Annotated in this window: 11 protein-coding genes and 1 tRNA gene; 1 reads left to right on the forward strand and 11 read right to left on the reverse strand. The window is 62.6% G+C overall.

Annotated elements, in window-relative coordinates; genetic code table 11:
• Positions 1–167: 167 nt before the first annotated feature.
• The 9 genes from Y708_RS0120405 to Y708_RS0120445 all read right to left on the reverse strand — a co-directional run bounded on the left by Y708_RS0120405 (position 168) and on the right by Y708_RS0120445 (position 11363).
• Positions 168–2786: a glycoside hydrolase family 38 N-terminal domain-containing protein gene (locus Y708_RS0120405; protein WP_028281346.1), complete on the reverse strand. Its 2619-nt coding sequence runs from the start codon at positions 2784–2786 to the stop codon at positions 168–170.
• Positions 2779–3513: an N-acetylmannosamine-6-phosphate 2-epimerase gene (locus Y708_RS0120410; protein WP_051479234.1), complete on the reverse strand. Its 735-nt coding sequence runs from the start codon at positions 3511–3513 to the stop codon at positions 2779–2781. Before Y708_RS0120410 ends, Y708_RS0120405 begins: the two co-directional genes overlap by 8 nt.
• On the reverse strand, positions 3506–5071 hold the full coding sequence (locus tag Y708_RS26785) for an FAD-dependent oxidoreductase (RefSeq protein ID WP_051479235.1): 1566 nt from the start codon (positions 5069–5071) through the stop codon (positions 3506–3508). Before Y708_RS26785 ends, Y708_RS0120410 begins: the two co-directional genes overlap by 8 nt.
• The gene (locus Y708_RS0120420; protein WP_028281348.1) at positions 5068–6561 is read right to left on the reverse strand and encodes a DUF4127 family protein; all 1494 of its coding nucleotides are present in this window, start codon (positions 6559–6561) and stop codon (positions 5068–5070) included. The genes Y708_RS26785 and Y708_RS0120420 overlap by 4 nt, the downstream gene beginning before the upstream one ends.
• Positions 6558–7505 (reverse strand): ROK family protein, encoded by a 948-nt coding sequence (locus Y708_RS26790; RefSeq protein WP_051479236.1) that lies wholly within the window; start codon positions 7503–7505, stop codon positions 6558–6560. Before Y708_RS26790 ends, Y708_RS0120420 begins: the two co-directional genes overlap by 4 nt.
• Positions 7502–8215, reverse strand: a complete 714-nt coding sequence (locus Y708_RS0120430) for a GntR family transcriptional regulator (RefSeq protein WP_028281349.1) — start codon at positions 8213–8215, stop codon at positions 7502–7504. Before Y708_RS0120430 ends, Y708_RS26790 begins: the two co-directional genes overlap by 4 nt.
• Positions 8212–9111 carry a carbohydrate ABC transporter permease gene (locus Y708_RS0120435; RefSeq protein ID WP_081747088.1) on the reverse strand — a complete coding sequence of 300 codons (900 nt, stop codon included), beginning with the start codon at positions 9109–9111 and terminating at the stop codon, positions 8212–8214. Before Y708_RS0120435 ends, Y708_RS0120430 begins: the two co-directional genes overlap by 4 nt.
• 5 nt (positions 9112–9116) lie before the next feature.
• Positions 9117–9995, reverse strand: a complete 879-nt coding sequence (locus tag Y708_RS0120440; RefSeq protein WP_028281351.1) for a carbohydrate ABC transporter permease — start codon at positions 9993–9995, stop codon at positions 9117–9119.
• Between the two features lie 66 nt (positions 9996–10061).
• A complete protein-coding gene (locus Y708_RS0120445; RefSeq protein ID WP_028281352.1) occupies positions 10062–11363 on the reverse strand; it encodes an ABC transporter substrate-binding protein in 1302 nt (433 codons plus the stop codon).
• Between the two features lie 256 nt (positions 11364–11619).
• On the opposite strand from Y708_RS0120445, the gene Y708_RS0120450 reads away from it, so the two are divergent.
• Positions 11620–12144 carry a SixA phosphatase family protein gene (locus Y708_RS0120450; RefSeq protein ID WP_028281353.1) on the forward strand — a complete coding sequence of 175 codons (525 nt, stop codon included), beginning with the start codon at positions 11620–11622 and terminating at the stop codon, positions 12142–12144.
• 85 nt (positions 12145–12229) lie between these two features.
• Here the strand turns inward: Y708_RS0120450 and Y708_RS0120455 are convergent, their stop codons facing one another.
• Both Y708_RS0120455 and Y708_RS0120460 read right to left on the reverse strand, forming a co-directional pair.
• Entirely contained in the window at positions 12230–13645 is a 1416-nt protein-coding gene (locus tag Y708_RS0120455; RefSeq protein ID WP_028281354.1) for a dihydrolipoyl dehydrogenase family protein, read from the reverse strand.
• Positions 13646–13778: 133 nt separating this feature from the next.
• Positions 13779–13854: transfer RNA gene (locus tag Y708_RS0120460), tRNA-Arg, on the reverse strand.
• Between the last annotated feature and the right edge of the window lie 353 nt (positions 13855–14207).

Consider the following 14207-nt stretch of genomic DNA (forward strand, 5'->3'; position numbering starts at 1 on the left):
ATCATCCTGGACCTACTGGTCCGGACAAGTCAAGGAAAACTGTGGTCCATCTCACCTTTAATTTGCCAAGATTTCTGCTCAAACCGTCCAATTGGTTCGTACCTCTGCGAGAAGCAGGCACGCCAAGCAGCCGCGGGATGAACCGCGGCTGGTTGTGCTGGGTGAGACTAACGGAGGATGAGGGTTTCCAGACCGTACGGCGGAAGGTCTATGTGCACGCGGCGCTCCTGTCCGATGGTTAGCGGCTTCATGATGGTTTCATCGATGCGTGCACTGTCGACCGACGTGGTCTGCTCCGGCAGCCGGACAACAGCCGACACGGCGCGCGCCGTGGGATTGGAGATCCTGAGCACCGATCCGCCGCGCGAAGGGTTCTCTTCGACCGGTTTCCAGGCCGACACGAGAGCACCCACTACTTCTGGCGCGGACTGCCGCGCGGTCTGTCCCGCGGGTGGCGGACACCCCGGTCGCAGTGCGAACGTCCGAAGCGGCGATTGGTGAAGTGCTGCGGACGCCACAAAGTCCATGGAATCCGGCCGAACGCTTTCACCAAACACCGCTGCGACATTGACGCCGATAGGGCCGATGCACTGGGCCTCGGGGACTGCCATCATGGGGCCGGCTCCCGTGGTACGGGTGCGCAGGTCAAAGCGCGAGAGCCAACCAACGGCGCGCAGCACCGTCACGGACAGGACGGCGGAATCGGGTCGCCGGATCGCCTGGACCTCGGGCAGGCCGCGCGTCAGGAGCGCGACGGCGGAGGGTCCAGTGCCGGCGCATGCCCAGGAACTCACTGGGGCAACCGGGTGTTCTGCTTCAAACGCCGCTTCCGTTGGGAGCACTCCCAGTTCTGGACCAACAGGCCGTTCAATCGTCGACCAGTGTTGATCGGCTGTCCACGAGACTGCTTGGACGTCGATGGGGACTTCGAAGCGCAGTCGATGATCGCGCGCCCGGTTGTCGAGCGAGATGGACCATTCGAGGCGGTCGGTGCCGGCCCATTGGGTGACCGTGATAGACAGTGGAGAATCAACAGTAGTATCGCTGCGGCTGTTGCGGTTGTCCTGAATTCCTTCTGGCAAGGTGATTGTTGCTTCAATGTTTATGCGGGTACGCAGTGCGGTGCTGGACGCCTCCACCTGGGTGACCCGGGGCTCAATAGCCACGCCCCCGGGAATCGGATCAAAATTGTAGGTGTCGCCACGGTCGCCGTCGGAGGCAAGACGGCCAACGCCGTCGTGCATTCGTCCCGTCTCAGTGTCGTGAACACGCAGCGACGCGTTGTCGAGCACCTCGATGACAAAGCGCCCAGTGTCAATCCTCCTCGAGGGTGTCCGCTGTGGTGGCGACGCCGGTCCATCCGACAGTTCCACGCGGAATGCTTTCCACCCGAACGCCGGTACCGCGTCGGCCGCGAACGCGATGGTGTGGATGTCCGTTTCGCGGGTATCGGGGAGAAGATCGAGATCGGCCTCAAACACCTTCTCGCGGCGGGTTGACTCCAGTTCGAATGGCACATCCCGGCCGCCGTGGTCCTTCACCCGCGTCACCACGCGGCCGGGCTCGGTCACGGCGTCCAAGGTTGCGTGCCCGCTTACGGTTGTGCCCTGGCCCGAGAGCACCACGACGTCGACCTGGTCGCGTGCCGGGTCGCCGTGCTGGCGGGTGTCCACGCCCTCGGCGAGGAGGAGCCTGCGTACCAGCAGCTCCCCTGTTTCTATGGCGCGTTCAGCCCGGACGGTCGTCTGGCGGTGCACCTCGTCAGTGCTGCAGCCGCAGATCGAATCATGAGGCGCGTTCTTGATGACAAGGTCCCAGGCATGATCCAGCAGCTCAGCGTGGGATGCAGGGGAGGTAGCCGGCCGCATCAGGTGCCGCACCAGCTGAGGTTCCGCGTAGCGTTCCAGGAGGGTCTGCGCCCTGCTGTTGGCGAGTTTGACGTACGTGCGCGCCGACAACGTTCCCGGGAGCAGGAATGTAAGGCGGTTGCCCAGCGTCCGCAGCTCGCCGCGCACCACGGGAAGCTCCCCGTCGGCCTCGCGGGCCACAGTGAAAAACTCACCCAATGTGGTCTCAACCAGGCCCACCCCAGCATCGGCTGCTGCAGCCGTACGTTCAGCCGGCGGGCGGGGCACAACGTGGTCACCGCCGTTCAGCAGCAGGAGTGGACCGTCGGGCAGCCGCTGCCGTTCGGCTTGGACGAACTGCTTGAGCTGTACGCCGCTGGTAACGGAATCCCACAGGGTTTCCGTCTGGTGGTAGCCCTGGTTGACTGTGAACACCTCGCTGCCATCCGGGGAAATCCAGCGGAAACGTGCATGTTCCGGCGGTGCGCCGCGCCAGACCAGGGCGGTGTCCATCCCGAATCCGTTCAGCAGCCGCGGCAGGTCCGCTGGATGACCAAAGGCATCCGGAGAGTAGCCTACGGTGGAGAGTCTGCCCATCCTGTTGCCCCAGCGGCGGGCACGAAGCAGGTTCCTGACAAGATTCTCGACCGATACCAGCTGGTTGTCCGCGAGAACATGCCACGGTCCGACGGTCAGCCGGCCGGAGTTGATGTGGCCGGAGATCCGCGCTTCGAGGTCAGGGCGCACCTCCAGCACATCGGCGAGAATGACAGTCTGGCCATCCAGGTGGAACGATGCGTAGTGTCCCTGTTCCAGGGATCCGCATACGCGCTCCACCAGGTCAACGAGCCGGCCGCGGTAGCCGTCGAACCCGCGGTACCACTCGCGGTCCCAATGGACATGGGAAATGACATGGCAGGTTTTAAGCAGTTCAGACACGGATGTTGTCCTCTGTGGGCGTGACGACCGATGTGCTGTGCACGAAACGGGCGGTGATGGACTGTGGGTGCGTAATTGCTGAGCCGACGACGACGGCGGTTGCCCCCAGCTGGAGGGCGGCGGCGGCGACATCGGGGGTGGCGATGCGGCCTTCAGCGAAAACGGGCACAGTGACAGCCCCTGCGAGTTCCGTGATGAGTTGAAGATCCGGCGCAGGTCCGGGACGGCTGTACGGCGTGTAACCGGCGAGCGTGGTGGAGACAATATCGGCGCCCGCTTCCGCCGCAGCGATTCCTTCCTCCGCCGTGGAGACATCCGCCATCACCAGTACCGGCGAGGTGGCCTTGAGCCGTTGAATGGTTTCCGCCAGGGTGAGACCGTCGGGACGGGACCGGCCCGTTCCGTCCAGGGCAACCACATCCGCCCCCGCCCGCGCCACTTCCTCGGCGGCAGAGAGTGTGGGAGTGATGTAGACGCCGTTGTCGCCGACCTTCCAGAGGCCAATGATTGGGGCTGGAGTGGCGGCCCGCACGGCACGGATGTCGTCAAGGCCCTCAAGGCGCACCCCTGCCGCTCCGCCCGCGAGAACGCTGAGTGCGATTGCCACCATATGAATGGATCCGCGCAGTGGCTCGCCCGGGTAGGCCTGACAGGAAACTATGAGTTGACCCCTCAGACGGTCCAGGATGGAGGCTTGCAAATTGACCGCTGAGGATGGGTCAGACATGGTGTTTCTCCGTAACGGTGGATTCTGTATTGATACTGTTCAGGGCACCTTCCGGCCAGGCCAGGGGAGCTCCGCGGGCGGTCAGCCGGATCCGTACCTCTTCCAGGAGGTTCACGGTTTCAACTACGCGGCGGGGTGTGGCCCCGGTACCGATGCTCACTGAGGCGATGATGCCGGCCGCCTCTCCGATGGCCCATTCACCGGGCTGCAGCCGGTAAGCGGCGGCAGCGACCTGCGTCGCAGCCAAGTTCTTTGCACCCATCACAAGGTTTTCCGGGCCCACCCCGGCAACCGGGACCAGTGCGCTGGCGGGAATCTGGAAGGGTGCCGTTTCGCTGAACACGGTCGCGGTGTAGCCGACGCGTGGGTGCAGATCCGTGTGATACCAAGCGATACCCACGGAGTCCGGTATTGACGGTGCGAAACCATCAGGACCAGGCCGCAGGTCATGCCAAGTCACCGGTTGTGGGTTTGCCAGACGCCTGGATTCGCGCACATACGGTGTCTCCGCCAGCCCGTCCGGGGTGCCGCTGATTTCGGGGGCAAGCCGGAGTTCTGGGTACCCACAGCTGCCCCCCAGCGGTCCGGGTCCGTCTTCCGGGTCTCGCGGGACCTCGGTACGCAACCAGTGAACGAAGGCCAGAGTAAGGTCCCTTGCTTCCTGTTTGGCGCGCACGGGGTCTGCCACGAGTCCACGGCGGCGGTAGTCATTGCCCGCCCAATTGATGATGGCCGCCTCCGGTTTCCCTGATGCCGCCGTGCGGATTCGCCGGTACTCCCAGAACGGCGGCTTACCGTCGGGTCCGTCCCGGAAGAACCGGTAGCGATGGATCTGCCCGTCCCAGCCGTCAAGATCCAGGGAAAATGGCTGCCAATCCCTCATCTGGTCATAGCCTTCCGGCGCTTCCCCCAAGGGCAAGGGCTGTGCTTCACGGACCACCGCTGCTACCCAGGTGAACGACTGCTCAGCTCCCCGATCCGGGCGTCCTGGAACGGCATCCGGCTCACCATAGGCGTCAGAGCCCTCCGATCCGATGATCCACCTGGTATCCGTCAGTGGCAGAAGATCGCCGAGGTCGGTGGCGTCAATGTAGACGGCCGCGGTGACGCGCAGCAGCGCCCCGTCAATGGTCTGCAGCGAAACGGCCTCGATCCGTGAACCGCTCTGCTCAGATTTCACCGGCGTGTGTTGGAGCCGGATCTGGATCCGCCCGGAGTCGACGTGTTCCTGAAGCATGCCCTGGAGCACCTGCAGTCCCACGAGCGGTTCGAAACAGACTCTGCTGACCCAGCCCTCTCCGGGATTGGCGGTGCCGCCGGAGGATTCACGGACCAGATCCCGGAAACTGCGGTAGCTGGCTGTCACGCCGGTTGATTCCACCAGTGGGTGCTCATCGAGCGGAGAGGTGAGCTGAGAGCTCACCTGCCCTCCGATCATTGATTCTTCGGCCGTGAGGATCACCGACCTGCCAGCGTCCGCGGCGGCCAGCGCCGCGGCGATACCACCCAATCCACCACCTATCACGGCCACATCTGCTGAAAGTTCGACTGGCGTCATGGGTGTTTCTCCAGAGTAAGTTCGATTTCGAAAGTTCTTCGCCAGGGCAGGACCAGGCTCTCCGGGGCGATCCTGATTCCCTCTAATCCGGGCCGTTCGAGCACACGGCTGAGCCGTTCCTCGGCTCGTTGCAGTACAGGGTTCCGGGTGTCATGTGGGGAAACGGAATCATGCAGCGTCGGGTCGGATCCCAGTTCCGCCCGCACGCGGGCACGTTCCACTGACATCCAGCCGTAGTCCTCCACCACCCTCCGCGCCATGGCGAGCGATGCCTCGTCCGGGTTGTAGGTTCCGGCGCTGCGACCAGCCCAAGCAGCGGTCAACTGTGCGGCGACCGTGCCGACGGTGTTCCCCGCGGTATTCCAGGCCGCGAAGCTGCTCAGCAAGGGCCACGCAACCGCGGTATCGAGCGCGCTGATCAGTGCGGGATCCGCGCCGTTGGGGCGGTGAACGTCTGCCAAGCCGACGACGACAGCTTGGTCCGCGGCGTCTATCACCAGTTTCGCCGTGGCGGCCGCGAAAGCGTGGTCGAGGTGATGATCCGGCGCCACGGCCCAGTCCGCGTGTGGGGTGCGCGCCGCTTCCGGAGGATGAATAACCATCACGGCGTCCCAACGTCCGGCGTTGACCTGCCCGAAGTCGGCGTGCCCGCCGGCGGATTCGATCTGCCGACGGATTGTTTCGTAAACCGGGGCCGATTCGTAGGGTGCTACCCGGTTAAGGGCTTCAGGGTCCGCGCAGAGCACTCCAATGCGCGGAGCGCTGGCGGAGAGGATTTTCAGGCAGGTTCTGGCCACGAGTACAGCGCCGATTTCGTCAGCGCCCGGTTGTACCCGCGCGCGGTCCCCGAGCTCGAGCCTCGCTACCCAGGCTTCCAAGGCGTGCTGATCAGTTGCGGACAGGGACTGCTCGGCGGCGTCGTCGATGCCAATGACCAGCCGGTCGATCACCTTCCTGCCCGCCAGATCGATGGCCGCGAGGGCCAGGGTGTGCTGGCGCATCCTGCGCGCCAGCCAGTCGCGCCGGACATCTTCTGGCACTGCTTCGCGGGCGTGCTCCACACCGACTCCAGTGCAGAGGGCAGCCGAGAGGTGGTGCAGGGCCGGGCCGTGGGGATTCCAGTAGTCAGGTTCTTCCATGGCGTCCAAGGAATCCGGCGTCCGCGGAACGAGCATGAAAGCGTACACGGATGCACCGGGTCGTTCCAACGCCGACCATCGTCGCAGAACCTCGGGGATGGACTCCTGGCCGATCCGCGAAGGGATCAGCCCGCCGAACCCCAGGCCTTCAAGCGAAACCACGAGATGGGATGATTCACTTTCCTGGGTATCCAGCCAGTCCATCAGCGCTTGGGCGTTACCGGGCTGTCGGACCTGCGGCAGAGCGGTCGCGGGCGGCAGAACACATTCCAGGCCAGCGATGCGGGCAATGCCTGCCGCAAGCTGAGTGCAGACCGGTCGTTCATCGAGCGGTACGAGTGCGATTCTCATCGATGCCCTTCTGCGGCAAGAGGCGCGTTCATGCGCGGGCCGCGGCCGCGTGCGGTGCAGCTGGCACCTACCGCGACCGCTGCGTTTCCGAGCATGGACTCTTCAATACGGAGCTGGCCAATGGCCGGGATCGTGACAGCATTGGCGGCGGTGCGGACGCGTTCGAGCCATCTGGCTCCCAGACGGGCCACGCCGCCTCCAAGGACGATAACGTCCGGATCAAGCACGTTTGCAATGGACCCCAGGCCCGCGCCGAGTGCGTCGGCGCCCTGATCCAGCACCGCGTGGGCGGCGACGTCGCCGGTGCTGGCTGCATGTGCGACGTCGCGCAGGGTTTCCGCGGCGCGTCCCAGCTCACGATATCGTTCGGTCATCGCCGTGCCGGAGGCCACGGCTTCCAGATGTCCGTACTTGCCGCAGGGGCAGAGCCGGCCCTCAGCGCCGGGGATGAGTACATGACCAATGTGCCCGGCTGCGTAGGTGGCGCCGCAGTGGATGGTGCCCCCGATAATGAGGGCACCCCCGATTCCGGTGCCGGCGGTCACTCCGAGGACGGTGCTGGCGCCCCGGCCGGCACCGTACAACCACTCAGCCAGGGTGAATGCCTGCACGTCATTAACTACTTGTACCGAGGCGTTGGGGAAGGCTGCCTTAAAGGCTGCCTGAACGTCCGTTCCCTGCCAGCCCGGCAGCGCCGTGGTGGCGGAGAGCACCCGCCCAGTCGAGTGGTCGATCACCCCGGCAGCGCCAACGCCAACATGGTCAATGCGGTGGTCCCCCGCCGCGGCGAGGGCGAGCTCCACTGCACTCGCCAAGACAGCATCTGCACCGTCCGAAGCGGGGGTGGGTAGTTCGTGGCTGGGGCCGGGGTCGCCGCCCTGGATCAGCGCGGCGATGGTCTTGGTTCCGCCAATATCAACTCCCAGCGATGGTTCCGGAGTCATCGCCTCCGAGCCTTTTCCACTGTGACATGAAAGTCATACCGGTCCGCACGGTAGAGGCTTTTCGCCTGTTCAACCGCCCGGCCCTGCGCATCAGCGGTGACCCGGGAGACTGCCAGAGCAGGGGAGTGCGGTGGGACTTCAAGCAATCCGGCCTGCTCCTTTGTCAGCACGGTCGCCTGGATGGTTTGAGACGCCGTGACAGGGCCCCTGCCTATACCTTCGAGGTACTCGTAGAGGGACGCGTGTTCACCGAGCCGAAAATCATCGGGCACCAGGTCGGCCGATATACATACGTTCTCCAAACACATGGGCAAGTCATCCGCCGTACGCACCCGCTGGATGTGTACCACTGGTGCGCCGGGCGAGATATTCAGCACGCTCGCGGTGGTGGCATCCGCTTCGATCCGGTGCATTTCCGCGGACCGTGAGCCCGGTTCCATGCCTCGCGAGCGGATGTCTTCACTGAACGACGTGAGGGTGAGGGACTTCGTGATCTTCGCGCCGTCTGATACGAATGTTCCCGCCCCGTGTACCCGGTAGACCAGGCCGTCATCGACCAGCCTGGTCAGGGCCTCGCGGACAGTCATCCGGGAGAGTCCGTACCGGGCCATCAACTCTCTTTCACTGGGCAACGCGGCATGGGCATTGAGCCCATTGCTGATCATCTGCTCCAGCTCGGTGCGCAGGATCTCGTACTTTGGTGCGCTCATCCCTTGATTCCCCCTTCTCCGACGCCGCGGAAGAACCACCTCTGCAGCCCGAAGAAGAGCAGCAGCAGCGGGATCACGGCGATCATGGTTCCGGCCGCCACCACGCGCTGATTGCTGGTGAACGTGCCGGAAAGATATTGAATACCCACCGTAAGCGTGTAATTGTCTGGATTCTTCAAAATCACCAGCGGCCACAGGAAATCATCCCAAGCGAATACGAAGGCGAAGATGGCCACTACAACAAGGGACCCGCGCACCGATGGAAGCGCGACCCGCAGGAAGCGCTGCCAGTCCGAGGCGCCGTCGATCATGGCGGCCTCCTCGATTTCACGCGGGAGGGCCTGAAAGGCGGTGCGCATGATCAGGATGGAGAGCCCCGTGGCAGCGGCCGGAAGGATCACTCCAAGCAGGCTGTCGACGAGGCCCAGTGAACGCGAGGTCAAAAAGACCGAGACCATGATGACCTCAAACGGGATGATGATTGTGGCTAAGAACAGCACGTCCACAAGTGTCCGGCCCCTGAATTTCATCCGTGCCAGCACGTATCCCGCCAGCGACGCGAAAATGCAGTTCAACACGGCGGAGGATGTGGCAACGATGAGTGAGTTGCCGATGTAGCGGAAAACCGGAATGGTCTCCGCCACTGCCGTGTAGTTCTCGATTGTTGGTTGGTTGGGGAAAGGGTTCGCGGTGAAAATTGACTCCGTCGGACCCTTGATGGAGGTGCCGAACTGCCAGATGAACGGTCCAGCGAGGAGAATGAACATAAAGATCAGCAACGCGTAGCGGATGGCGTAGTCGACGGCCTTCCGTCGGGTTCGGGAGGCGCTCTTCCGGTGCGGAGGATTCTTCCCGTTTGATCCGGCTGACCGGGACGTGGCGTTGTGTGTTGCCATGGTGCTCATCGCAGCTGCTCCGATCTCTGCGACCGCAGGTAGAGGATTGAGAAGCCGATGGTCAGGACAAAGAGTGCCAGGCTCATGGCCGAGGCGTAGCCGATTTCGCCGCTGAGGCCAAGGCCCACTTCGCGGATTGTGTAGACAAGGCTGCGTGCCTGACCGCCGGGTCCGGCGCTGCCGTTGCTGATCACAAATATTTCAGCGAAGACCTTCATCGAGGCGATGGCACCCAGCAAGCCCACAAGGAACATCGTCGGCCGCACACCGGGCATGGTGATGGACCAGAACCGGCGCCCGCCACCCGCACCGTCCACCTGGGCCGCTTCGTGCAGTTCCTTGGACACATTCCCAAGCGCCGCCAGATAAATGACCATGTAATAGCCCAGCCCCTTCCACACGGTGACCAGCATGCAGCTGAGAAGCAGCAGCGAGGTGTCTGTCAGGAAGGGCAGTGGTTCCTGGACGATACGCAGCGCCTGAAGGACACCATTCACTGCGCCGTCCGAGGACAGAAGCCAGCTCCAAATCAGTCCCACCACCACCATTGAGGCAACTACCGGTGAGTAGAACACGGAGCGGAAGAATCCGATGCCTGGGATGTTGCGTTCAACCAATACTGCCAGCAGCAGCGGAAGAAGCATCAGAAGTGGAACGACAACGACGGCGTAGAGAACCGTGTTGCGCACCGATGTCCAGAACTGTGGGTCCTGAGCGAGTGATGTGAAATTGTCCAACCCATTGAAGGTTCCACCGCCCAGCGTGGTGGCATCGGTGAAGGCTAGAACAATGGTGTTCAGGAAGGGGCCGAGGTGAAACAGGAAGGCGATGACGAGCGCCGGTGCCAGAAACAGCCAGGGCAGCCATCTGTACTGGGCTTTCATTTCCGTTCTCTTTTCCGTGTGGCTGGAGCAGGATGCAGGGGCGGCACCACGGCCGCCCCTTTTTCCTTACTTGGCGGTGATTGCGTTGGCCTCTGTGACGGCTTCGTCGAGGGCTTCAGCCGCTGTCAGTTCGCCGTTCATCGCGAGTTGGATCTTGCCGATGACGGCGGACTTCACCCGGTCATCGAATTGCACGGGTACTAGGTTCTGAGCGTTCTCGAGCTGCTCCGCGGCAATGCGGCGGGCTTTGGTTTCCACGGTGCCGTCTGAATCGTCGGTGAAGTAGGGATCCTCCAGGGCTTCGGTGACTGAAGGGAAGATGGTCACGATCTTGGAGAATTCCAGCTGATTTTCGGCGTTGGTCATGTACTCGGCAAACTTGAGGGCAGTGGCCTGGTTGTCACTGGTCTTGGGTACGAGCAGTCCCATGACCGACACATTGGTTGGTCCGCCTTCGCTGGTAATTTGTGGTCCCACATCCGTTGATTCGGCGATGGCCGGTGCGTTTTCCTCGATAATGGAAAGGAAATTGGCACCCGATGGGAACAGGGCGACCTGTGCTGCCTGGTATGCCTCGGTTTCCTTGGTGTGATCCTGTGTCAGCGAGTCGGAGGGGAAGACCCCGTCTTGGTAGAGATCGATCAGGGTCTGTACATACGCTTCGGCCTCAGGCGTATTGAAGGCCCATTCCGTTCCTTCCTCGTTCATCAGTGGCACGCCAAGACGAGCGAGGTCGGGGATGAAACGGTTCTCCAACGCTGGGTGCATGCCATAGAAGTCCCCGCCCTCTTCAGTCAGAGTGCGTGCGGCTTCAAAGAGCTCATCATAGGTGGCCGGGGGCTGCTCTGGATCGAGCCCTGCTTCCTTAAACATGGCCTTGTTGTACATGGTCACCTCGGAACTCAGGTACCACGGGAAACCGAACGAGCCCTCTTCGCCGGGCACCTGAAACGCGTCCCATGCACCTGCCACGTAGATGTCACGCAGTTCAGGAACGACCTCTTCCAAATCCACGAAGGCGCCCTGCTCTTCAAGTGGCTGGGCAAAATTTGGGTTCAGGTTGATAACATCCGGAAGTGTGCCGGCCTGTGCGTCGGTGGAGATTTTCTCCTGGGCGCCATCGAACGGAACATCAATCCAGTTCACCGTGGTGTCTGGATACTCCTCCTCGAAGGTATCGATGACACCCTCGATGTACTCGGTGAAGGTGGGCTTAAGCTGCAGAGTGGAGAACGTGATCTCCCCTGCGATTTCACCACCGGCGGCGGGCTCCCCGCTGTCAGGAGTGGCAGGCCCAAGCCCGCATCCGGTCAGGCCGATAACAAAGACACTTGACACCGCAAGGACTATTTTGGAGGACTTCTTCATTGACTGTGCTCCCAATGCATGTGAGGGACGGTTAGAGTGATGTAGATCAAAGTGGTTCGTACCAATTTACCTATTGTGGCGCAGCTAAACCCCGCAGTCAAGGGCTTCAATCTAACAGGACCGGACCATTAGGGTTGGATAGCCCAACCTCTTGATCTCGACAGCGACTGCTGAAAGCACCGTCGAAAACGTCGCCCGCCGCCGGGTCGCATTAACCCATCGCCCAGAACTGAGACAGGCCTCTAGGATGGGTGGCATGTCCTCCCATCACCTGAAGCGGCTCATGCTGCTGCGGCACGCCAAGTCCGACTGGCACTCGGATGTTCCCGATCATGAGCGGCCGCTCAGCTCCCGCGGGCATCGTGATGCGCCCCTGATGGGTCAATGGATGGTGGAGAACGACGCCGTCCCGGACTTGATTCTTGTGTCCTCCGCACTGCGCGCGCGCCAGACCTGCACCTGGGTCTGCAAGGAACTGGGAGAGAAGGCGCCGACCCCAAAGCTTGAAGATGGGCTGTATGCGGCATCGGCGTCGTCAATCCTCGCGCTGATCAACCACGTTCAGGAAACGGTGACCAGTCTGCTGGTCATCGCCCATCTGCCTGGCGTGCAGAACCTGGCGATGCAGTTGGCCTCCACTGACTCTTCCGAGGATGCGGTGGTTGACCTCGCCTCCCATTACCCCACCGCCGGGCTCACGGTCATGCGCCACGACCTCTCCTGGGCGGAGCTTGACCGACGCGACGCCGAGGTCACCGATTTTGTGGTGCGGCGGGCCTAACTGCGATCGACTCTCCCCAAGGTGACGCTCTGAGGACGTTTTTTGGTCTGAGAAGGGCCATTTGGGGAGAGTCGATGGGGGTGGGTCATAAGCCGTACTGCTCCAGCAGACGCAGCCACACCTCACTGATCGTTGGGTACGCGGGCACTGCATGCCACAGGCGGTTCAGAGGCACCTCACCGGCAATCGCGATGGTTGCCGCGTGCAGTAGCTCCGCCACGTCGGGTCCGGCAAAGGTGACACCCACCAGCACCTTGCGGTCCTCATCCACCACCATCTGGGCCCAGCCCATGTAGCCGTCAGAGTGCAATGCTGAGCCAGCCACTGCGATCTTCAGAGACGTTTCGCTGACATTGATTCCGTCTTTCTCTGCCTGCTGGACGGTTCTGCCCGCCATGGCGATTTCCGGATCCGTGAAAACCACCTGGGGGACCGCATAGTGGTCCGCGGTGGCGGCGTGGCTGCTCCAATCCTCGGCGGTACCCTTCAACGTGCCGTTGGCCCGGGCGGTAATCGCGTCACCGGTGATGCGTGCCTCGTACTTTCCCTGATGGGTCAAGAGCACTTTCCCTGCCGCGTCGCCCACGGCGTAGAGCCAGTCGTGTCCTACCACCTGGCCAGAGCTGTCCGTTTCAAGTCCCCTGGGGTCGAGCTGCAGGTCCTCCAGCCCCAGATTGTTCAGCGCGGGTCGCCGTCCGGTCGAAACGAGCAGCTTTTGCGAAACCACTGTGTCGCCGCCCTGCAGGGTCACGCTGAATGTGCCGTCAGCAGATCGCGAGACAGCTGCAGTCTCAGTGTGCAAAAGCATCTTCACGCCGTCTTCCTTCAGCGCATCTTCCACAAGCCTGGACGCTTCAGGGGGATAATTCCCCAGGAGACCGCTTCGGGCGATCAGCGTCACGGTTGAACCCAGGCGGGCAAACGCCTGGGCAAGTTCGGCTCCGGCCACGCCCCCGCCCAGCACCGTGAGGCTAGCCGGGATCTCGCTGGCGGCGGTGGCCTCCCGTGTACCCCAAAAGTCCAGTTGGTCCAGGCCGTCGATGGGCGGTGTCACCGGGGCGGAGCCGGTGGCGAGAACGACGGCGTGACGCGCCGTCAGCTGCGTGGCGCCGTCGTCGGTGGTCACCTGGACCTGCCGTTCGCCGGTGAGATGGGCGCGGCCGCGGAGGAAAGTGATTCCGGTGTCCTTGACCCAGTCGACCTGGGAGGAGTCATCCCAGTTGGAGGTGAACTCGGTGCGGCGTTCCAGGACCTTCTGCGCATTGAGCGAGCCGGTGACGGCTTCGCGCGCGCCTGCGACGGATTGGGCGCCGTGAAGCGCGGTTCCCGGGCGAAGGAGCGCTTTGGACGGCATACACGCCCAGTATGAGCACTCGCCCCCCACAAGATCCGATTCGATGAGGATGGCGGAGAGGCCGCCCTGCACCACCCTGGCCGCTGCGTTCTCTCCGACAGCGCCGGCCCCGATCACAATTACGTCAGTGGTTTGCTCAGTAGTCATTCCCTGAGCTTGGCACCGGGTTGGGCGTTGGGCAACCCTTGAAGGCGCACCCTGACTGTGCCGATTCTCGACGCGGCAACGAAAAACCGGCCCCAACCTCGGCAGAGTTGCCTGGCTGGAGCCGATTTAGCAGTGGTGCGCGCGAAGGGATTCGAACCCCCAACCTTCTGATCCGTAGTCAGATGCTCTATCCGTTGAGCTACGCACGCAATATTGATCACCCACAAATGGGGTTTTCGCAAGGCCGTTTGGCCGTAGACAACTTTACAACCATCCGGGAGGTAATCCTAATTCGATAGTCAAGACCGTTCGAGACTAGACCGGTCTACGTGACCTTAATCACATAAAAGTTCACCGGACTGTCCAACTTCGCCGTATTCTAGCTAATTTTGTGCATCTGCGCCGGCGAGAGGCAGCGAAATTTGCTGCAGATCACGCGTTCCCGACCCCTAGCATCGTTACACACCATCCACCCAATGAAGGGAAGAGAAATGGGCGATCCCGTACGACAGTTGGTCCTCGACACTGTGGACTCTGATCAGAGCCACGCATCGGCGGCTCC

Source organism: Arthrobacter sp. H5 (assembly GCF_000520595.1).
In the GTDB taxonomy this organism is placed as follows: domain Bacteria; phylum Actinomycetota; class Actinomycetes; order Actinomycetales; family Micrococcaceae; genus Arthrobacter_D.

Coding starts and splice junctions, on each gene's coding strand:
- Y708_RS26785 (WP_051479235.1), bottom strand. CDS start 5,071: ATGACGCCAGTCGAACTTTCAGCAGATGTGGCCGTGATAGGTGGTGGA.
- Y708_RS0120440 (WP_028281351.1), bottom strand. CDS start 9,995: ATGAAAGCCCAGTACAGATGGCTGCCCTGGCTGTTTCTGGCACCGGCG.
- Y708_RS0120420 (WP_028281348.1), bottom strand. CDS start 6,561: ATGAGAATCGCACTCGTACCGCTCGATGAACGACCGGTCTGCACTCAG.
- Y708_RS0120450 (WP_028281353.1), top strand. CDS start 11,620: ATGTCCTCCCATCACCTGAAGCGGCTCATGCTGCTGCGGCACGCCAAG.
- Y708_RS0120410 (WP_051479234.1), bottom strand. CDS start 3,513: ATGTCTGACCCATCCTCAGCGGTCAATTTGCAAGCCTCCATCCTGGAC.
- Y708_RS26790 (WP_051479236.1), bottom strand. CDS start 7,505: ATGACTCCGGAACCATCGCTGGGAGTTGATATTGGCGGAACCAAGACC.
- Y708_RS0120445 (WP_028281352.1), bottom strand. CDS start 11,363: ATGAAGAAGTCCTCCAAAATAGTCCTTGCGGTGTCAAGTGTCTTTGTT.
- Y708_RS0120435 (WP_081747088.1), bottom strand. CDS start 9,111: ATGGCAACACACAACGCCACGTCCCGGTCAGCCGGATCAAACGGGAAG.
- Y708_RS0120430 (WP_028281349.1), bottom strand. CDS start 8,215: ATGAGCGCACCAAAGTACGAGATCCTGCGCACCGAGCTGGAGCAGATG.
- Y708_RS0120455 (WP_028281354.1), bottom strand. CDS start 13,645: ATGACTACTGAGCAAACCACTGACGTAATTGTGATCGGGGCCGGCGCT.